The organism is Paenibacillus sp. FSL L8-0435, assembly GCF_037965655.1.
GTDB lineage: Bacteria > Bacillota > Bacilli > Paenibacillales > Paenibacillaceae > Paenibacillus.
Window position 1 is genome coordinate 2,237,574 of record NZ_CP150185.1, and the last position, 20,215, is coordinate 2,257,788.

Annotated in this window: 16 protein-coding genes; 13 read left to right on the forward strand and 3 right to left on the reverse strand. The window is 47.4% G+C overall.

Annotated features, from left to right (window positions below):
- Positions 1–3 precede the first annotated feature (3 nt).
- The 5 genes from NST33_RS10265 (at position 4) to NST33_RS10285 (ending at position 7,365) form a co-directional block, all read left to right on the forward strand.
- On the forward strand, positions 4–858 hold the full coding sequence (locus NST33_RS10265; RefSeq protein WP_164783106.1) for a carbohydrate ABC transporter permease: 855 nt from the start codon (positions 4–6) through the stop codon (positions 856–858).
- Positions 859–888: 30 nt separating this feature from the next.
- A complete protein-coding gene (locus NST33_RS10270; RefSeq protein ID WP_237176043.1) occupies positions 889–2,670 on the forward strand; it encodes a sensor histidine kinase in 1,782 nt (593 codons plus the stop codon).
- Positions 2,667–4,253, forward strand: a complete 1,587-nt coding sequence (locus NST33_RS10275; RefSeq protein ID WP_339307811.1) for a helix-turn-helix domain-containing protein — start codon at positions 2,667–2,669, stop codon at positions 4,251–4,253. Before NST33_RS10270 ends, NST33_RS10275 begins: the two co-directional genes overlap by 4 nt.
- Positions 4,254–4,345: 92 nt before the next feature.
- The gene (locus NST33_RS10280) at positions 4,346–6,922 is read left to right on the forward strand and encodes a glycoside hydrolase family 2 protein (protein WP_339307813.1); all 2,577 of its coding nucleotides are present in this window, start codon (positions 4,346–4,348) and stop codon (positions 6,920–6,922) included.
- 215 nt (positions 6,923–7,137) lie between these two features.
- Positions 7,138–7,365, forward strand: a complete 228-nt coding sequence (locus tag NST33_RS10285; RefSeq protein WP_047842410.1) for a hypothetical protein — start codon at positions 7,138–7,140, stop codon at positions 7,363–7,365.
- 117 nt (positions 7,366–7,482) lie between these two features.
- On the opposite strand, the gene NST33_RS10290 is transcribed toward NST33_RS10285, so the two are convergent.
- Entirely contained in the window at positions 7,483–8,598 is a 1,116-nt protein-coding gene (locus NST33_RS10290; protein ID WP_339307815.1) for an FAD-dependent monooxygenase, read from the reverse strand.
- A 270-nt stretch (positions 8,599–8,868) separates the two neighbouring features.
- On the opposite strand from NST33_RS10290, the gene NST33_RS10295 reads away from it, so the two are divergent.
- The gene (locus NST33_RS10295; protein ID WP_221823428.1) at positions 8,869–9,351 is read left to right on the forward strand and encodes a MarR family transcriptional regulator; all 483 of its coding nucleotides are present in this window, start codon (positions 8,869–8,871) and stop codon (positions 9,349–9,351) included.
- A 96-nt stretch (positions 9,352–9,447) separates the two neighbouring features.
- Here NST33_RS10295 and NST33_RS10300 read toward each other — a convergent pair whose 3' ends face one another.
- Positions 9,448–9,747 (reverse strand): hypothetical protein, encoded by a 300-nt coding sequence (locus tag NST33_RS10300; protein WP_221823430.1) that lies wholly within the window; start codon positions 9,745–9,747, stop codon positions 9,448–9,450.
- 214 nt (positions 9,748–9,961) lie between these two features.
- Here NST33_RS10300 and NST33_RS10305 point away from each other — a divergent pair, with 214 nt between their 5' ends.
- The 5 genes from NST33_RS10305 (at position 9,962) to NST33_RS10325 (ending at position 14,912) form a co-directional block, all read left to right on the forward strand.
- Complete coding sequence (locus NST33_RS10305) at positions 9,962–11,986, forward strand: Na+/H+ antiporter (protein ID WP_339307816.1); 2,025 nt, start codon at positions 9,962–9,964, stop codon at positions 11,984–11,986.
- A 108-nt stretch (positions 11,987–12,094) separates the two neighbouring features.
- The gene (locus NST33_RS10310; protein ID WP_339307818.1) at positions 12,095–13,033 is read left to right on the forward strand and encodes an aldo/keto reductase; all 939 of its coding nucleotides are present in this window, start codon (positions 12,095–12,097) and stop codon (positions 13,031–13,033) included.
- A gap of 66 nt (positions 13,034–13,099) precedes the next feature.
- A complete protein-coding gene (locus tag NST33_RS10315; protein ID WP_339307820.1) occupies positions 13,100–13,888 on the forward strand; it encodes a polysaccharide deacetylase family protein in 789 nt (262 codons plus the stop codon).
- 215 nt (positions 13,889–14,103) lie between these two features.
- Positions 14,104–14,310: a YwbE family protein gene (locus NST33_RS10320; protein ID WP_221823438.1), complete on the forward strand. Its 207-nt coding sequence runs from the start codon at positions 14,104–14,106 to the stop codon at positions 14,308–14,310.
- A 20-nt stretch (positions 14,311–14,330) separates the two neighbouring features.
- On the forward strand, positions 14,331–14,912 hold the full coding sequence (locus NST33_RS10325) for a DUF4269 domain-containing protein (protein ID WP_339307822.1): 582 nt from the start codon (positions 14,331–14,333) through the stop codon (positions 14,910–14,912).
- Between the two features lie 21 nt (positions 14,913–14,933).
- Here NST33_RS10325 and NST33_RS10330 read toward each other — a convergent pair whose 3' ends face one another.
- Complete coding sequence (locus NST33_RS10330) at positions 14,934–16,376, reverse strand: hypothetical protein (RefSeq protein ID WP_339307824.1); 1,443 nt, start codon at positions 16,374–16,376, stop codon at positions 14,934–14,936.
- A gap of 397 nt (positions 16,377–16,773) precedes the next feature.
- On the opposite strand from NST33_RS10330, the gene NST33_RS10335 reads away from it, so the two are divergent.
- Entirely contained in the window at positions 16,774–18,573 is a 1,800-nt protein-coding gene (locus NST33_RS10335) for a sensor histidine kinase (RefSeq protein WP_221823444.1), read from the forward strand.
- A complete protein-coding gene (locus tag NST33_RS10340; protein ID WP_221823446.1) occupies positions 18,548–20,161 on the forward strand; it encodes a helix-turn-helix domain-containing protein in 1,614 nt (537 codons plus the stop codon). Before NST33_RS10335 ends, NST33_RS10340 begins: the two co-directional genes overlap by 26 nt.
- The last annotated feature ends 54 nt before the right edge of the window (positions 20,162–20,215 follow it).

Here is a 20,215-nt window from a genome sequence, read left to right on the forward strand (position 1 = left end):
TCCATGCCATCACCACGAAGCAGCTCGGGCCATCCGATTCGTCGCCTACGTAGCGGAATTGTTTGGACGCTGCTAACGGTCTATGGTATTTTAACATTGTATCCGTTCTACTGGCTCGTAATTAGTGCATTCAAAACAAATGAAGATTTCTATAGCCGTCCCTTTGGACTGCCGGAAAACTGGAATGTTGCCAATTTCAGCAATGCATGGGAAAGCTCCAGGCTGGGGACCGCTTTTGGCAATTCACTAATCGTATCGGTGGGGTCTCTTATTCTGACGCTGTTTATTGCAGCGCTGGCTTCATTCATCCTGGCTCGTTTCCAGTTTCGCTGGAAAGGGTTAATCATGACCTTCTTTGTTGTTGGCATGCTCATTCCGATCCATAGTACACTTGTCCCCTTATTTATTCTAATGAAACAGATGTCCTTGTTAAATACGTACTGGGCCTTAATATTACCTTATACGGCTTTTGCACTGCCTACGGCAATTTTTGTGCTTACGGCTTATCTGACAAGTGTTCCACGTGACATTGAAGAGGCGGCTTTTATTGATGGAACAGGCCTGTGGGGACTATTTACCCGAATTATGCTGCCGATGTCCGTCCCTGCGTTGTCCACGGTTACGATCCTGAGTTTCCTGCATGCGTGGAATGACTTTTCATTTGCGCTTGTGTTCATCAACAAAACCGGATTGAAAACGTTACCGCTGGCCATTGCGAACTTTGCGGATGGATATCAGACGGATTACGGATTAACGCTTGCTGCCATGACCCTGTCGGTCATTCCAACCATTATTCTGTATCTTATATTCCAGGAACAGGTTATGAAAGGCATGACCGCAGGAGCTGTTAAAGGATAAGCGAAAGCGCATCCAGAGGAGGAGAAACGTTTGGCACGCTGGCTCACATCTTCGTTACAAAGGAAGCTATCCGTCGTTGTGACGGCTTCAATGATTGTGCCTTTGCTGGCCTTGGGCCTGTTCGCCTTTCTGATCTCTTCCCGCATCACAGAGCAAAAAACAAAGCTGTCCGGCATGGATACGCTGAAACAGGTAGAAGCAAATCTTCGTTATATGCTGCAGGATGCCGAGAATCTCTCCATTTTCCTGATTGGAGAACGGGACATCCAGCAGTACCTTAGCCACAATGAAGATCATGAGCTGGACCGGGTGGATATCCTGGGCAGGATGACCAATCTGGCGGCTTCCAAGAAATATATCGCCAACATCGCGATATATCCGGGAGGTTTTGATGCTACATTGTCAACCGCTACCTGGTATGAATCCAATGAATCCAACCTTTCGTATCCCTCTGTTCCCAGTGGTGAAGCAGTCAAACAATGGACGGGAGTATACCCGGTTCAGAATTACGCGGGTATTCAAAATGTGATCACATTGGTTCGGCCAATTCGCAGTATCCATGATTATCGACCCATCGGCTGGTTAGCCATTAGTCTGGATGAGAAGGCCATATCCAAGGGATGGGCCGCTCTGGGATTAGGCAGAGGGCAAGGCAGACTGGAACTCATCGGCAGTTCTGGAGAGATTCTGTCTTCGATGGACAAATCCCGGCTTGGGCTTAAGCTGGAAGGTGTCGAACCAGGGATTACAACGTTGATTCAGGATGGCGGTAGCGGAACCACCACGTATGGCAGTGGTGACGATAAACGGACGTTGCTCTATTATCCGGAAGAACTGACGGGGTGGACGTTGGTTGGAACGGTTCCTTATGACCAGTACAAGTCGGAGAATCGGTACATTCTTATTCTAACTGGCTGCGCCGTTGCCATGTCTGCTGTGATCAGTGCTGGATTGGTCTGGTTTACGGTGCGGCGTGTGACGAGGCCGCTTCGTGTACTCACCCGGCATCTGTCTCGAATTGATCCGGAACGCCCGCTTCCTTTGTTTCGATCAGAAAGTGATGACGAGATTGGCAGGCTCGGGGAGAGTTACAATCTGCTCGGTGCACATATTCAGTTATTGAAGGAAGAGGTTATTCGAGGTGAAGCTCGCAAAAAAGAAGCGGATCTTCGGGTGCTTCAGGCGCAGATTAACCCGCACTTTCTGTATAACACACTCTCTTCAATTCATTGGATTGCCTTGATGTCTGAAGAGAAGCGGATCGCGGATATGGTTGAGGGCTTGAGTGATTTTCTACGTATCAGCTTGAATAATGGTCAGGATTACTGCCCTGTGGAACAGGAGATTGCTCATATTCGCCATTATGTGCGTGTGCAGTCGATTCGTTTCCCTGATCAATTTGTGTTGCATTATATCGTAGATCCAGCGCTTGAGAAGCGAATGATGCTGAAGCTATTGCTGCAACCGCTGGTTGAGAACGCCATGATTCATGGCATTCAGCCGAAATCAGGCGTGGGCACCATCACCATAATGATTCGCAAGGACCCGGATAATGAACGGATGAATGTGCTCGTGCTGGATGATGGTGTCGGCATGGAGTCGGACAGACTGGAGCAATTAAGGATAAGCATTAGGGAATGGAAGGGAAAACAGCCGGAAAAACAGCTAAACCAAGGCGGTTATGGGCTCTGCAATGTGAATGAGAGGCTGCTGCTCCATTATGGAGCGGATGCACAGCTTGAAGTAGACAGCAGGGTTGGGGGAGGTACCCGGATTTCGTTTTCCATTCCAATCTTGGAGGGTTCGCCATGAGACTATTAATTGTTGATGATGAAGTGATTATCCGTACAGGGCTTGCCAGCGTTATCGCTTGGCATGACCTCGGAATTGAACTTCTTCAACCTGCTGCCTCGGCAGAGGAGGCGTTAACACGCATGGCTGAGGAACGTCCACATATCCTGATGACGGATATTCGGATGACAGGCAGATCGGGACTAGAACTGGCAGAAGAGGGCCTGCAATTGCTACCTGAGCTGGAGGTCATTATTTTGTCTGGATACGATGACTTTTCTTATGCGCAACAGGCGATTCGCCAAGGAGTCACAGATTATCTGCTCAAAACAAGCAAGCCGGAAGAGATCATCAAGACCGTATTACAGGCCAAACAGCGAATCACGGAACATTGGGCAGAGAAGTCCAGAGAGGGACAGCTTATACGGGAGAATCGGGAGCGGTTATTTGCCGGGTGGATCATTGATGGTGACACCGCTTCGGGCTATTTTCCTTCATTCTTGCGATCTGATGCTGGAAAAGAGGCAGGGGTTGGTGGCCTTGATGATGAACAGATTCTCAGACAAGTCATTATTCTTCGAGCGGAGGGTTGGGATCGATCCTCGGATGCGCTATTACGATTTGCGGTGCAGAATACTCTGGAGGATATGTTACCTGGTGCCATTGCTCATGTAGAGAAACAGCAAATTATTTGTGTAGTTTCATGGCCGCCTGTGGAACATGAAACTACGTTCAGGCTGGAGAGTGCATTACGTCGGGTGGAGCAATTATTGAAGTGCACCCTGCGCGCAGCCGTAGGTCTGCCTGTGCGTGGATATGCAGATCTGCACGAAAGCTACAGAACTGCTTCAGCTGCATTCCGATATCGGGGTTTGATGAATTACAAAGTATGGCATTATGAGCACGTTCAGGATCGCCAAGGCGGTAAAACTGTACTTACGCACGAAGAGGAGACCAGACTTGGTACAATATTGCTGGATAATGATTCAGTCACGTTAACGACATGGACGCGGGAACTTGTGGCTAATCTTGTTACGGAACCGGAGGTCACACCAGAATCGTTCAGTGCTTGTTTGCACTCAGCCGTCATTGCAGGTCATCGCTGGCTAACTCGCACAATGCGAGCCACAGGGCATGAAGAACCCACAAGGCTCGAGCCCTGGTTGCCGGAACCGGATGCTGAAGCTGGTGACCTCGGGGATATGCTGTTCCATCATCTGTATGGTCTGATGCATGTCTATCATAGCCGAATGGGTCAGGGACAGGCTGCCCATGTGCAGAGGGCTATCGGTTATATTGAATCTTCATTGGCGCAGGATATTAATCTGCAGCAGGTAGCTGGACATGTTCATTTGCATCCGGGTCACCTCAGTGAACTGTTTAAAAAAGAAATGGGTGTGACCTTCGGAGATTTTGTCACCGATATGCGTATACGAAGAGCGATGGATATGCTCGCGGTGTCTCCAGCTAAGGTTAGTGAAGTCGCTGCCATCAGCGGTTACGAGGACGTAAAATATTTTAGCAGGCTGTTCAAAAAACATACGGGCAAAACCCCGAGTGAATATCGCGAGGAGGCAATGTCGTTTAAGCCTTCGGGAAGTTAGAAATGAGCAGATTGGGAAACATGTCTTGCATTTCTGCAAACGTTTTCGCGATATGGTATTACTCAGGGATATTGGAGAGTGAGGGCATACTGATGAAGACCCATAGTTCAAGTCAGGATTTATCGGGACAATGGAAGATACAGCATTTTGAAGTTGGAGAGAAGCGGGCAATGGATGTGGCAGCTGCTGCACTGGATGACCGTTTCTGGATTGGGGCTGAAGTGCCTGGCGATGTACACGCTGCACTGGTTGAACGAAGTATCATTGATCCGCCCTATTACGGACATAATGATGCCAAAAGTCGCTGGATTGAGCAAAAGGAATGGTGGTACCGCACAACCTTCAATCTGGTGAAAGATGCAGAGACCGAGGAGCACTTTGAATTGGTGTTCGAAGGATTGGATACGTTTGCAACGGTATATGTCAATGGCCATGAAGTTGGGAAAACGGCCAATATGCTTATGTCACATACGTTTAATGTAACGTCTCTGGTACGCAGCGGCTGGAATGCGATTGCTGTCAAGTTTGATCCGCTTCACCTGCATCACCGGGACAAAGAAACCTTCGACTGGTCCTCGTATACGAAGGAACGACCGTGGTTGCGCAAAGCAGCGATGAACTTTGGCTGGGACTGGGGTCCGCGTATGGTTACGGTGGGGATCTGGGGTGCTGTACGGCTGGAAAAACGAACAATCGCCAAGCTGGAAAATGTGTATGCCCGAATGGAATTAGTCAGTACAGAGCTTGCTGTATTACATGTCACGGCGGATGTGAAGTCGGTCTTGTCTTACCGTAGCAGACAGAAACGTGAGCAGGCTGTGGTTGCGACCTGTAATATTCGTCTGCTGGATCGCAGCGGAAACGAGGTGGCAGGTGCCACTGAACTACCTGTAGAAGGTGGAAAGGCAGATACCACATTAAACGTTACGTCACCTCAGTTATGGTGGACTCATGATCTGGGTGAGCCGTATCTGTATACGCTGGAGGTTACATTATACGCCGATGGCGTTGAGGTGGATCGTTATAACGAGCCTTATGGGTTACGAACGATTGAGCTGGCTCTTCACAATGAACAGGGTAAGGATGCATTTACTTTTATTCTGAACGGAGTCAAAGTATATGCCAAGGGTGCCAACTGGATTCCGGCTGATCATCTGATTGGTGCCATCCCAAACTCCCGGTATCGTGAGCTTGTGGAGCTGTCGGTGGAAGGTCATATGAACATGCTGCGTGTATGGGCTGGTGGTATATATGAGAAGGATGTCTTCTACGATGAGTGTGATCGGCAAGGGGTGCTGGTGTGGCAGGATTTTGCATTCGCGAACGCATTGTTCCCGGATTTCAATCGTGATTTCATGGATAATGTACGGCAAGAGGTAGAAAACAATGTCCTGCGCCTGCGTAACCGTGCCTCGCTTGCCCTCTGGTGTGGGAATAATGAAATAGATTGGCTCTATGATATGAAGTCTGCAAGTGGAGATATTACCAGCCCGTTCTACGGTGAACTTATCTATCATGAGCTGATCCCTGAAGTGCTGGAGCGCTTGGATTTGTCTCGTCCGTACTGGCCTTCTTCGCCGTTCGGGGACAGCAACGGTCAGGATGCGAATGACCCGGATGTGGGGGATCGTCACAACTGGCAGGTATGGCATGGTTCGGTCTATCCAAGGAAGCATGGAGAGCCGCCGCTGCTGGACTACAGTATTGAAGGTGTAACGTTCAAAAATTACAAAAACGATCATGCGTTGTTCAGCAGTGAATTTGGTATGCATGCCTCGGCCAACCGTTACACGCTGGAGAAAAATATGCCTGCAGGGCAGTTTTACTGGGGCAGTCCGGAGATGGCCTATCGCAACAAGGATACCAATCACCAGAAAGGCATTTTGCTAATGGAGGGTTATACAGGGATTCCGCAAAATATAGAGGAATACATGAACTATTCCATGCTTACTCAAGCAGAAGGATTGCGCTATGGAATTGAACATTTCCGACGTATTAATCACCGTAACAGTGGTGCGCTTGTGTGGCAATTGAATGACAGTTGGCCAGGGACAAGTTGGTCCATGATTGATTATGAACTGCTGCCGAAGGCATCCTTTTATTACGGGAAAATATTCTTTCATCCTGTCCTGTTGTCACTGGAGCATGAGCCGAGGGAGCCGCTTGCGTTGTGGGTTGTGAACGATACACGTGACGTCTTGAAAGGGGAGCTTCGACTCAATATCTATGCATTAAATGGAGAGAAGATCTACTCCAGCTCACATGCTGTTGAAGTAACATCCCAATCCTCACGGTGTATTGCTGAATTAACTGAAGTAGAAGTGTTACAGGGTAGACGCGCGGAGGAAGTAATGGTTGAGTTGGTATCCGAAGGATTTGCGGCACCGAGCAATCGATACTTCTTGCGTGATCCTAAGGATGTGATGTTGCCAGAGTCGCAATTGAGCGTACATGTGAACGAAGAGGAACAGTCTGTAACGGTTACGGGCAGTGGAGCAATTGCACGATTGGTGAAGCTGGAGCTTCCCCTTGGGCGTGTCCGATTCAGTGACAATTATTTCGATCTGCTCCCTGGTGAGAGTCGAACAGTAAGACTTCGTCATCCAGAGCAGTCGTCTCTGCCTCTGACGGAACTTCGAGTTAGTGCCATGAACGGCAGAGAAGGATAAAAGAATAAGAATAGACTTCGAATCTTATTCGAGGTTCAAGGTGGTAATCCTGATCAGGGATGCCACCTTTTTTACTTTTGCAGCAAGTGAGTTCATTTCGTCGTGTCAGGCGATCTTGTCCTTATTCCACAAGCGAAACTTCCCATCGGGTTCACATCTTGGATCGTTAAGGGTAGAATGATAGAAAGAAATCGTTTTCAAAAGGAGGTGGATTCATGTCATTTGTCTTTTATCCCGAGATGGTCATATTCATTCTGATGTTGATCCTGTTGATTATTGGTATTGTATATATCGTTCGTAAAAGCAAACAAGTATTGCGCCGCTTAAGCAATCTGGAGAAAGCAGTATATGAAAAAGATAACATCTCATCCTATCCGAAGGACGTCGATACTGTACAAGAAGCACCCAGAGAAGACACGTTTGCTCCACGCAAACGAAAATGAAGAAGGATACGGAATTACATAAAAAAGATAAACCAACAAGCCAAACAGCCGATTCTTCTCTATGAGGGAGTGATCGGCTGTTTGGGCATATAGGCATTTAATCCGTATTAACTGGGTTTAGAGAAAGGATTCATAACGCTGTTGGAAAGAGGATTCCATCTCCACTTGCCGAGCAAGTTGCTGCTGTACCTTTGCACCGCGAATCGTCTGAAGTTCCTGGAGTTGTGCAGTGGAACGGAATTGATCTGCAGCCATTTGGACAAGTAATTCGGAGAGCACATCCGCATCTTCGAGTGCAGCATTAAGTCCAAATGCACCGGTTGGTGTCATGGTATGAGCGGCATCACCGATGAGTACAACATTGTCCTGTGCCCACGACTTGCAATAGCTGCTTTCAACAGATAACAGAACAAAATCACTCCAGCTCTGGATGTTGGCTGCTACTGAATCAGACAGGCAAGGAAAAGCAGATACAAGTTTATCTACAAAAGGAGCAATCGGCTGCTCTCGCAGCTTGGAGTAAGCCCCCTCGGGAATGTTCCATCCAATCTGAACATAACCGCCGAACTGTGAGAACAGGGCGAGCTGTTGACCATCCATGTTGGCCATTCGAACAGCGGGTTCCCAGCCTACGGGTGCCGGAATGCGCGCCCAGAGCAGATCATACCCGTGCTTGCGAATCTCCGGGGTCATACCGGAATGTTTGCGTACAGCAGAGTATCTGCCATCAGCACCCACAATAACAGATGCTTCAATGGAGGCAGGAACGCCGTTCTTCCGAATGTTAATACCCACGACCTGGCCGTTCTTGTCTCGTAACAAACCGGTCATAATCGTATTGAACAGTACTTGTTCATATGAACTGTGCTGCTGAGCGTGTGACACGATGGCTTCCAGGAGATGATCTTGGGGTACATGAATACCAACATGAGATTCTCCATTGCCCGGTGATACCGTATGAATAATCTGCCCATTTTCCCAATACTGAATCTGCTCCAAGAGCAGCGCTCCGCGTTGCTGAATGAGGGAATAGAGGTCGTGTTTATTTAAAATGGCTTCGCCGTCCACATTGAGCAACTCCCCGCGAAACGACTTGTGCAGATGGGGCTGCCGCTCAATGAGCATCGTGGAAATTCCTTTTTGATTCAGTAAATAAGAAAGCAAAGCACCGCCAGGTCCAGCGCCGACGATGCAAACATCTGTTTTGAGTTGAGATTGTGTATTCTGATTCATGTGCATAAGTCCCTTGCATTATAATGGTGACGCTTTATTTACTTTATAACAACAGATTTATTAAAATCATTAAGTAACTAAAAGTAACTTTAAAGATATAGGTTATTATAAACAAACCCGTTGCCATAATGCAATAGGTGAAACCCAAAATACAACAAGAGTCATGCAGTCAACGATAGGGTGCCGGATACAAGCGCATTTTTCACAAACATCATAGTGTAAATATGTTACAATATAAGGTAGGTTATGATGAAAGGCGGAGGAACGTTTATGAGCCCGGATACGGAGCGAAACTCTCAATTGGCAAATGTAGATCAATTGTTGGAGGCCTTCTTCAGATATAAAAACAAAGTATTGGATCAGCAGCAGAAGAACGAAACCAACTGTAAACTGAATCCGACAAAAAGTCATATATTGGGCATGATTTTACGTGAAAAACGCTGCATGGCGGTTGATGTGGCCAGACAACTCAGTTTGTCTTCCGGCGCAACCACCATTGTACTGAATCAACTGGAGACGGAAGGGTTGATCCAGCGGGTGCGCAGTGAAGAAGATCGGAGAATTGTGTGGCTGTCCTTAACGGATGAAGGCGTGCAGCTTGCCAAGACACTTAATGCGAATCGCGGCCGAATGACGTGGGAATTGTTGCAAGCACTTTCCGAAGAGGAGCAACAGCAGATGTTTGGCATGCTGAAGAAAATTGAACTGAAACTGCTGGAGAACATGAAGTCGTTTGAGCAGATCCACCGATAGTCCATATATGACTTGATTCCTTGAATACGTCAGTCCTCATGAGTTCGTCCCTAATTGCGGGGGGATGAACCTTGAAGACTGGCGTTTTTGAGTTGGTTACAAATGAAAGCGAACCACATGATCCGTAAAGCCTTCCTGGATCAAAACTTCTTTTTGTTTGCTGCCCATCAGGTCAAAGTGGGGAAATGGCTGCCGCCGATGAATGTATCGCGGGTTCAGCCCATGATCATTGCACCAACGCTCGAGACGTTCCAGATCTGCACAGCCAACTTTGGTGACACTGGTGATACCGGGGAATCGGTTGTCAATCCAGAAATGAGTGAGGTACGCAATCTCACCACGAGCCACTTGTTCCTTCCACGCAGCAAGCTCCTGTCGTTTAATTCCAAATGCCATAGATGCAAGTTCCTTTCCAAACGGGTATTGTCCTGAGCATATTGTAACATCTTATATACAGAATCCATCAGAAATCTTTCATTCAGACTGGTCTGAGCCCAGTTGAATGGGTATATGAATATGACAACATTTTTATAACAAAGGTTGGATTATGTTAAAATAAGCCTATACAACAAAGGTTTCACCACTTCTATAGCGGAAAGGGATTGTCATCATGGAAATATTTATAGCCGTACTTGTCTTACTGGTCCTGATCGGTTTATCCAATATTTTAAACCGGTTTGTACCCTTTATTCCCGTTCCGCTCATTCAAATCGTGCTTGGTGTAGCTATAGCTTTGCTTCCTGCAGGTGTTCATCTACCGTTGAATCCGGAGTTGTTCTTTGTGCTGTTCATCGCACCTTTGTTATACAACGACGGTAAGCGAACACCAAGGAATGAATTATGGAATTTGCGTGCACCTATACTTCTGCTTGCGCTGGGGCTTGTATTCGTGACGGTGGTCGTGGCGGGATATGCCATTCACTGGCTGATTCCTTCGATTCCGTTACCTGCTGCTTTTGCTCTTGCAGCCATACTGTCGCCGACAGACGCTGTTGCCGTTGGCGCCATGGCAGGGCGGGTACATTTGCCCAAAGGCATACATAGGCTTCTTGAAGGTGAAGCATTAATGAATGATGCATCTGGCCTTGTGGCCTTCAAATTCGCGATTGCAGCCACGGTTACAGGTGTGTTTTCCCTGGCGCAGGCAACCTTCAGTTTTATTCTGATTGCGATTGGCGGACTTCTTGTCGGGGCATTGTTATCTTTTCTGTTAATCAGGCTCGGGGTATGGATCCGTAGACTGGGCATGGAAGATGTGACCATTCACATGTTGCTGCAAATCCTGACGCCATTTATCATCTATCTGGTGAGTGAAGAAATTGGAGTATCAGGTATTCTTGCGGTAGTGGCAGGCGGTATTATCCACGCCATTGAGCGTGACCGCGCTGAATCGGTTCAGTTGAAAATGCAGGTGGTATCTGCGAGCACTTGGTCAGTCATTTTATTTATACTAAATGGTCTGGTGTTTGTTATTCTCGGTGTACAGGTCCCGGATGTGTTGAGTACCATTTTTGAAAATGTTTCGTTTAATAATCTGCAGGTGTTGGGATATGTAGGCTTGATCTCGGTGTTACTGCTGGTTCTGCGCTTTCTCTGGATCTATCTGTTCTGGCAAGGGAATGAATTGCTGCGTACCAAATCCTCAATTGGCAGGCCTAGATTCAAGGATATAACGATCATTTCCCTCTCTGGGGTGCGGGGGGCTGTAACATTGGCGGGTGCGTTCTCCATTCCTTATGTGCTTCAGGATGGATCACCTTTCCCTGAACGGGATCTGATTATTTTCCTGGCGGCAGGGGTTATCCTCTTCTCTCTGATTGCGGCGAGTGTGTTTCTTCCAGTTCTGGCCAAGGACGATGGGAAATCCACAGAAGAAACACCGCAGAAGTCAGAACGAAAAGCGCATGACATTATGCTGAATGCGGCAATACGAGCTGTCAAATCCGAAATGAACGATGAGAACAAAGCTGCGGCTCTCGCGGTCGTCTCAGATCTATCCAAATACATCAGGCAGGCCGCAGGTCAGCTTACCGCCGGTAAACGCAAAGATATTCAGAAACAAGAAACGGCTATTAACCTGATCGCCACCCGTGCGGAGCGTAAAGAAGTTGAAGTAATGCTGGACGAAAATGCAATTGCTTCTGATGCGGCCTTCAAATGTGACAGCTGGCTGGATCGCAAGGAAATGATGCTGGCGAATCGCACAAACACTCAGTTCATGACCTCGATCAGCGAGATCGGTCGTGTGTTAGGACATCTGTTCACCAACCGGTCCCAGAAGCCGAATCAACCATTCATGCTTGAAAATGCAGAACTGTTCCGTCAGGTGAAGCTGCGCACCTCTGAAGCAGCCATTAAGGCTATTCGTGCCCATATGAACGATGGGAATCGAGTCGTCGCACTGTCGGTCATTGCCAAGTATGAGCGAGTAATTGCCAAATTGCGCACCTGGAACCAGGGTAAAACGGAAGATCCGTTTAATCAGGAGAAATTGGAGTTGCAAATGGTGGCCATTCAGGAGCAGCGCAATACGGTTCAGCAACTCTATGAGAACGGCGAAATCACACGTGATGTGGCTGCCAAACTGCGCCGGTTTATTAACGACGTTGAAGCTACTGCGCTGAAAAATACCTAATCCGATAAATCCAATATTTTATATATGCTAAGCGGTTTGATATAATATGGACAAGAAAGACGTCACAACTAAATTGTACTTATTCGATCAGTGAAGGAGAGATGAGACATGGCAGAACAACAAATTCGGTTGGGCAAGACGGATCTGATCGTGAATCCCATTGGATTGGGTGCGAATGCAGTAGGCGGACATAATATCTATCCGGACATGCTGAATGATGAGACGGGAAAGGAAGTGGTTCGTACAGCTTTGAAACAAGGCATTAACTTTGTGGATACGGCATACATCTATGGACCTGAGCATTCCGAACGACTGATCGGTGAAGTATTGAAGGAAACCGGTCAGCGTCAGAATACCATCATTGCAACCAAGGCAGCTCATAAATTAGTGGATGGTAGGATTGTCATGGATAACTCACCTGCTTTTCTGAAAACATCCGTGGATGAGGCGTTGAAACGTCTGCAAACCGATTACATTGATCTGTTCTACATCCACTTTCCGGATGAACATACGCCTAAGGATGAAGCGGTTGATACGTTAAAACAATTGAAAGACGCTGGCAAAATTCGTGCCATTGGTGTATCCAACTTCTCCATCGATCAGTTGCGTGAAGCCAACAAGGACGGGCATGTAGACGTACTGCAATCTGAATATAATCTGTTCAAAAGAGATGCCGAGAAAGAGCTGTTGCCGTATACGGCTGAGCATGACATTTCTTTTGTGCCTTACTTCCCTCTGGCAGCGGGACTGCTGGGTGGTAAATATAATCGCAATACAACTTTTCAGGATGGACGGGCGAAGAACCCGTTGTTTACAGGTGAAGCTTTTATTGGAAATCTGGATAAAGTTGAGCAACTCCGCAGCATAGCACAATCCAAGGATGTTGAGGTCGCTCATCTGGTTCTGGCCTGGTACCTGACTCAGCCTTCCATTGATGCATTGATTCCGGGTGCCAAGCGACCAGAGCAGGTCATTAACAATCTGCAAACATTAAATGTGGAATTAACTGCTGAGGAAATTGCAGTCGTGGATCAGATCTTTCGTTAATGAGTTCGGGTGAATCGGGAAATGCTAACAGGGAGTTTACGTATGAAGACAAAGTGAGGACACCACATGAACCTGAAGGCAGCCCGAGTCATCGGAATGTTCACGCTAATTATTTTGCTGGGTAGCAGTTCTGCCTATGCAAAGCCTGTACAGAAGAACCGTCAGTATTATGAGGAACGAGGAGAGATTGTGTGGGAAGTTCCCACACAGGATAAACTCATCGCCCTTACCTTTGATGATGGACCAGATCCGATTCAGACTCCGCAGATCCTGGCTTTGTTACAGCAGTATCATGCCAAAGGAACTTTTTTTGTACTTGGCAAATGGGCAGATAAATTTCCTGAACTGATTAAGCAGGAACAGCTCGAAGGGCATGAAATCGCCAACCATACGTATGCGCACACGTATGCAGTTCGATCAACTAATGCGGACAAGTACATGAAGGATATGAACGAAGCAGAAAGTTCCATCATTCAAGCAGGCGCGGAGCGTCCCCTGTTGTTCAGGCCACCGGGCGGCTATTACAATGACATGGTCATCCAGGCTGCCAAACAAAAAGGGTATACCATTGTACTCTGGTCTTGGCATCAGGATACACGGGACTGGGCTTCTCCAGGTGTATCGGCCATTGTTAAAAAAGTACTGAATAACGCGCGTAATGGGGATATTGTACTCTTCCACGATAAAGTGGAAGGCAAGTCCCATACGGTAGCTGCGCTCAAAACAATCTTGCCGAAGTTACAGCAGCAGGGATATCGGTTCGTGACGGTGTCTGAGCTGCTTGCTGTGAAGGCACGCGAAGCTGCGAAGGATGGAACTTCGCCTTCGTCTATTCTGAAGCATGTGCAGCCCTGAACATGGCCAATCCAAATAGAAACCGTAGGTCTCAGATGAAGAGACCTGCGGTTTCTTTATCTTGGTCTTCAAATCAACCATGGAATCAGCCTTTAGGAGGTTATTGACGTGTCCCTTTTGTTTTGAAACCAAAACGTCTACAATAGATGGAGCTTTGTGTTTAAGGGTATATAGTATACACGGTATGGATCACGACATAGAGGAGAGAGAACATAATGAATGGACAACAACGTGTAAATATTAAACCAGGTCTGGAAGTGGACATTGTGCTGAAGCAGGACCAAGCTACAGGAAAGCTGACACGTGGCATTGTGAAGGATCTGTTAACCAAGTCACCTACGCATCCACACGGAATTAAAGTACGACTGACGAGCGGTCAAGTGGGACGTGTGAAACAGGTCATTACAGGAGGCACGAACTAACTGTGGCCCAAGGCGGGGAGATGAGTACTACCGCAGAAGTAATGGCACATCTGGCTTCGGGTAATGCACGTCAGCAGGACGCCTATCATGTGTTGCAGAGCAGTGGATTGCTCGATATATTAGCTGACTATCACCCATATCCAGCAGGAACGGTACCGATTGATATTGATCTTCCGGGCAGTGATCTGGATCTGCTGTGTTATGCAGAGGATCTGGATATGTTTGAAGCCGAGATATACGATCGAATCGGAGCCGTTGCTGAATTTCAATGTGTACGTGGTGGGGATCTTCCAGACCAACGTCCTTATGTGACTTGTAATTTGCAAGTGGGACATTGGCCTGTGGAGATTTTTGCCCAATCCGTGCCAGTTAACAGGCAGAATGCATACCTACATATGATCGTAGAGTGGAGATTGTTGCAACTGTGGGGAGACGCGGGACACCGTGAGATCCGCAGACTGAAACAGGCAGGGTGGAAGACGGAGCCTGCATTTGCTTCTGTTCTTGGATTACAGGGAGATCCATATGTGGACATGCTGCATCTGGCCGAGATGCAGCGAGAAGATCTCTGGAACTGGGCACGTTCACGCACGTCTTTTTAAACGGTTTAGCATAACTTTTGGTCAGATTAGAAAGATGGCTACAATTGTTGTTACCGTAAGTCCCAGCAGTACAGGCTTCAGGTTGCGTCTTGCAAGTTCAAAAGGATTGACGCCGCAGATTGCAGCAGCAGGAATCAATGCCCATGGAATCAAGGTTCCACCACCCACCCATATAGCTGCAACCTGACCTAATGCTGTCAGCACAGGTGCGGAATCTGCCGATCCTGCAAACATGGACGCAATCGAGCCAACCAGGGATATCCCCGAGAACCCCGAACCATCCATTCCAGTAACTGCTCCGGTCACCGTCATTGTAATGGCGCCCACCGTATCATTTAATGGCACCAGCCCAGCAAGTGCGACCCCCAGGTCATTCACGATCCCGTGTGAACCTTCAGGAAGAGGGGTGATGAACAACTCCGTAATCGCAGCATCTCCCAGATAAAAAAATGCAGCTATAGGAATAACCGGTCCAAACACCTTGAAACCAAACTGAAATCCTTCTATTAAATAATTGGTCGTTTCCTCTGGTCCGGCATGACGATGTGCGGCAAGGGTGACAGCGATCAATATAACCACAGCGGTTCCGCCAATCAGAGCTGTTGCGTCGCCGCCTTGCAACTTCAATACAAACATCAGAATCACATCAACTGCGAATAACAGAGGGATAAGCAGAGCGAATGCTTTTTGCAAACGGAGTGAAATTGCTTGACGTTCAACAGACAAATTGCCTGGTTGAGAAGTAGACACAGCCTCTGATGAGGAAGAAGGTTCCGTGCTCATGGTACCTGATATAACGTTTGGGGAATGAGCAGGTGAACCTGATTTCATCTCTTTGCGCAGCATCCAGAAGGCTGTAAGTGTAGATACCGTTCCCATGACGATGACCAGAGGTATGCTGGCCGTCATGACGGAAGTAACCGGTATACCCGCCGCATCAGCTGTAAGTTTGGGAGCCCCCTGAATAATGTAATCCCCCGACAGTGCAATCCCATGTCCGAACAGGTTCATGGCAATAGCAGCTCCAATCGGAGGAAGACCTACACGCACGGCTACAGGAAGCAGTACTGCACCGACGAGTGCTACGGCTGGGGATGGCCAGAAAAATAGTGATACTACCATCATGATCAATCCGATACCCCAATACGCGACCTGAGGAGAACGGATAAACCGGGTGACGGGTGTTACCATGACCTCATTAATGCCTGTTCTGATCAGAACACGGCTCATTGCCACAATAATCGAGATGATGAAGATCGTACTCAGCAATTCTTTTGTTGCATAGATAAAACTGCTGAAGATCCCAGCAACTGACCCGCTTAAGGTTTCGGTTGCCAGAAGTCCAATGGTCATAATACCCGCAACACAGATGATCGTGGTGTCCCTGCGCCGGATCATTACGGCGATGATCAAGACGATAAATGCCAGATAGACATAGTGTAACGCAGTGAGTTGAATATTCATCGAACAGGCCTCCCTACATCCTGGTGACTAACCCGAGGAGTGATATATCGTATGCATGTCAAGATCGGGCGTTCATGGAGTCCGGGGCTTGCCGCAGCATTTATTTTTAGGGAGAAGCTTCTGAGCTATAAATGAAGGATTTATTTTACAACTGGAGAATTTATTACAACATGGAGCGTGTTACTTTTGAAATTGGAGCGGATGAAAGTCACCAGAATTGATATGTGAAGGTCACGGGACCCCATAGACAATGGCAAGCAGGGGTGATTACAATAAACATGCCATCATAAGGAAGAAAATAGAAAAACTATGTTGAAATAAAGTGTGTGTTCAAAAAGTCTGGTTCAGTACAGCGGACTTTTTGAACTACCTCTAAGAGGGCGGGAATCCATAATCCATGAGTTTAATCCGTTCACTTCGTTTTAAATTTATAGTGGGTCTTACATTGATCATGCTGCCATTATTCATGCTGCTTTATTATAACAATGTCTACGCCATGAAAGTTGTACGTGACAAAGTATCCCTCACCAATATGAATCATCTCGCCAAGAGTGTGGAGCAGAATGAACGTGTGTTACAGGAGACGAATCGGTATTTATATAGTCTGGGCGAGCGGGACCCGGATATTATCTCTCTGTTTTTTCTGAAATACGGCAGCGGTGATTATATCATTGCAAAGCAACGGATTATGAACAAATTCATGACAGATATCGGTTTTTATAATCTAATCGATTCTTTTTTTCTATACGATGCCGTGAATGATGATCTTCTGCTCGCCACTTCAGGCAATTATGATGTCAAAAAGTCGGTTGTGCAGGAGAGTATGCCAGTCCAGATGCAGCAATTGGAAGGGGATATCCAGAAGCCGGAATGGAGCATCGTGCGTGGCGGGACGTGGAATGCGCTGGTGAAAACGGTGCGAATCAACCAACAGTTCTATGCAGGTGCACTTGTCGATATGAATGCACTGAATCATACACAACAATTCACTGAATCCGGAGATCGGGGAGGTGCAGTCATTGTTGGAACAGATGGTGGGGCACTATCGGATTCCACATTGAATACTGCACAGATTCAGCTGGCTGCAGCACATCTTCCCGGCTTGAAGAATCCGTATCAGGTGATCTCTGAAGTTGTGAATAAGGGAGAAGCACGTCAATATTTGATGTTGGGTACTGCCTCGGCCATGTCCCAGATGAATTATATCGTGCTGCTGCCTGAGGAAGACATGATGCGTAACCTCCCGTTTTTCCAGCAGATCATTCGTCTGCTCCCCATTGGTGCGGCAGTAATTCTGGTTACTGCACTGATCTTTTTGCGGCATCTGTTATTCCGCCCGATGAATGCGTTAATTCGAGGCATGAGAAGGGTGAGTCGTGGAGATCTCGATGTGAAGCTGGACCCGCCATCTTCCTCTGAGCTTGAATTTATGACACGAAGTTTCAATCAAATGACCAGTGAAATCAGGCATCTGAAGATTGATGTGTATGAGGAACAGCTGCGGACGCGGGAGGCCGAGTTCAAACAACTGCAGATGCAGATCAATCCTCACTTTTACCTGAATTCACTCAATATTATTCATAGTCTGGCTTCCTTGCAAAAGCATGAGTTGGTGCAGCAGATGGCGGGTCATCTGGCCGATTATTTTCGATTCAGTCTGCGTGCAGGCAAACGTATTATTCGTCTGGATGAAGAGCTGGAGCACATTCGTCATTACTTAGAAATTCAAAAGCTGAGGTTTCCAAGCAGATTCGATTTTGAACTGGATGTTGAGCCGAATCTGGGACATTATGTGATTCCGCCATTAACCATTCAGCCTTTTGTGGAGAATGCCATTATTCATGGATTTCAGCGCCGGACACAAGCCTTTGTCATTCGGATCGTGGCGCGCCTCGATGAGAAGTCGTCCGGTCAGGTCGATGGGACGGTGCTTCAACTGATGATTGTGGACAACGGCGTCGGATTTGATGAGGAATTGTTGGGGCGTCTGCAACATGGACAATACGCTGAAGACCCGAATGGACAGCATATCGGGATATGGAACGTGGCTCATCGGCTATTAGTGAAGTATGGTGATCAAGCCAGTTTGCAGTTTGGCAATGAGGTGGATCATGGCGCCAAAGTCATCATTGATTTACCCGCTCAGACCGAAGAGGAAGAAGGGGGAGCCTATGCGGAACCTGTTGATCGTGGATGATGAAGTGTATGCATTACAAGCAATGGTTGAAGGAGTCGATTGGCAAGCAGCAGGCATTGACCAGGTATACAGTGCTGGTGATGCCGAAGAGGCAAGAAAGATTTTAAGGGCAGATGCTATTGATATCATGATCTGTGATATCGAGATGCCTGGTGAAACAGGGCTTGACCTGCAAAGTTGGGTGTTGAAACATGATCCAGGTATACTGACCATTTTCCTGACAGGGCATGCTTTATTCGATTATGCTCAGACAGCAATTAAGCTAAACAGCTTTGATTATGTGTTGAAGCCGGCTCCAGCGGATCAATTGATTAAGGTAGTAACCCAGGCGGTGGAGAAGATCAAGGATGGAGAGCAGCGTACCCGTACCAACGAAGTTTATGAGACCGTATACAAACGCTGGAAAACCCATAAACCGCTGCTGACAGAACGCTTCTGGAAAGATGCCATCTCTCAGCGTATCACGTTAACCGAACAACGGCTACAAGAGCTCGCAGAATTGTATGGTGCCGAGATTGACCCGCAAGCTCGTGTGTTACCCATTGTGATCTCGGTAGAGGAATGGGTGCGTGACTTTGATTTGCGTGACGAAGAGGTATTGGAATATGCCCTTCGTAATGCAGCCAAGGAGATGCTGCTTGGCGACAAGCCCGGTGAGGTATTTCAGGATCAAAGTGGATTAAATATTGTCCTTGCTTACGAGCAAGACAGTATCATTCCGAGTGCGAGCGAAGTGGCACAACGTTGTCAGGGGTATATTCAGGAATGTGGTACGTATTTCTACTGCCGGTTGTCCTGTTATGTTGGAGCCCCGGTTGCTGTAACTGAGCTGCAAGGCATGTTAAATGAACTGATGGATATGGAGCGGCGCAATATTAAGGAGCTTGAAGAAGTGTTTGTCTATGATGAGCGGGGAAGAGATCAGGAAGATCGCTTTTTGCCTATTCCATGGTTTTCGGAATTATCTATTCTTTTTGAGACGGGTAAAGTAGGGGATTTGCGAGAACGTGTGGATGAGATTTTTGAGTTGCTTGCTGCCCAGGAGGGTTTGTCTCCTGAAATGCTGCATCTCTACTATCATGCCATGCTGCATGTGGTCTATCCGTTGCTTCATCAGAAAAACGTGTCCATACGCAGTCTGTATCCGGGTGAACGGGAGCCGGAAGAGGGTATGGTGACAAGGTCGTTGCCGCAGTTGAAGCAGTGGACGTCTGATCTGATTGATCGTGTTATCCCGGTGTTGTACCCGGACGATCATAGCCCCATGACCATTGTGGATCAGTTGTGCGTTTATATTGAAACTCATATTGGTGAAGAACTTATGCGAGAGGAGCTTGCAGCTTTTGCCGGATTCAATCCCGCTTATCTATCGCGTCTGTTTCGGAAAGAGAAGGGGATGTCCCTATCTGAGTTTATCCTGCAGGGCAGAGTAGCCAAAGCGAAGACATTGTTGTCCCAGTCCACCGTCAAAGTGACGGATATCGCTGGCAAGGTGGGGTACTATAATTACTCGCATTTCACCAAAATGTTCAAAAAGTGCACGGGTATAACGCCACAGGAGTTCCGAAAACAGTCACGTACCGTATAGTTCAGGGCGCAGCATGCTGCGCCTTTTGATTTGTTTATTTTGGCACTAAAGTCA

Excerpts from the sequence above, each read along its gene's own strand:
- NST33_RS10320 (WP_221823438.1), top strand. The coding sequence starts at position 14,104 with ATGAATGGACAACAACGTGTAAATATTAAACCAGGTCTGGAAGTGGAC.
- NST33_RS10310 (WP_339307818.1), top strand. The coding sequence starts at position 12,095 with ATGGCAGAACAACAAATTCGGTTGGGCAAGACGGATCTGATCGTGAAT.
- NST33_RS10325 (WP_339307822.1), top strand. The coding sequence starts at position 14,331 with ATGAGTACTACCGCAGAAGTAATGGCACATCTGGCTTCGGGTAATGCA.
- NST33_RS10330 (WP_339307824.1), bottom strand. The coding sequence starts at position 16,376 with ATGAATATTCAACTCACTGCGTTACACTATGTCTATCTGGCATTTATC.
- NST33_RS10265 (WP_164783106.1), top strand. The coding sequence starts at position 4 with ATGCCATCACCACGAAGCAGCTCGGGCCATCCGATTCGTCGCCTACGT.
- NST33_RS10340 (WP_221823446.1), top strand. The coding sequence starts at position 18,548 with ATGCGGAACCTGTTGATCGTGGATGATGAAGTGTATGCATTACAAGCA.
- NST33_RS10315 (WP_339307820.1), top strand. The coding sequence starts at position 13,100 with ATGAACCTGAAGGCAGCCCGAGTCATCGGAATGTTCACGCTAATTATT.
- NST33_RS10285 (WP_047842410.1), top strand. The coding sequence starts at position 7,138 with ATGTCATTTGTCTTTTATCCCGAGATGGTCATATTCATTCTGATGTTG.
- NST33_RS10275 (WP_339307811.1), top strand. The coding sequence starts at position 2,667 with ATGAGACTATTAATTGTTGATGATGAAGTGATTATCCGTACAGGGCTT.
- NST33_RS10280 (WP_339307813.1), top strand. The coding sequence starts at position 4,346 with ATGAAGACCCATAGTTCAAGTCAGGATTTATCGGGACAATGGAAGATA.
- NST33_RS10295 (WP_221823428.1), top strand. The coding sequence starts at position 8,869 with ATGAGCCCGGATACGGAGCGAAACTCTCAATTGGCAAATGTAGATCAA.
- NST33_RS10290 (WP_339307815.1), bottom strand. The coding sequence starts at position 8,598 with ATGAATCAGAATACACAATCTCAACTCAAAACAGATGTTTGCATCGTC.
- NST33_RS10300 (WP_221823430.1), bottom strand. The coding sequence starts at position 9,747 with ATGGCATTTGGAATTAAACGACAGGAGCTTGCTGCGTGGAAGGAACAA.
- NST33_RS10335 (WP_221823444.1), top strand. The coding sequence starts at position 16,774 with ATGAGTTTAATCCGTTCACTTCGTTTTAAATTTATAGTGGGTCTTACA.
- NST33_RS10305 (WP_339307816.1), top strand. The coding sequence starts at position 9,962 with ATGGAAATATTTATAGCCGTACTTGTCTTACTGGTCCTGATCGGTTTA.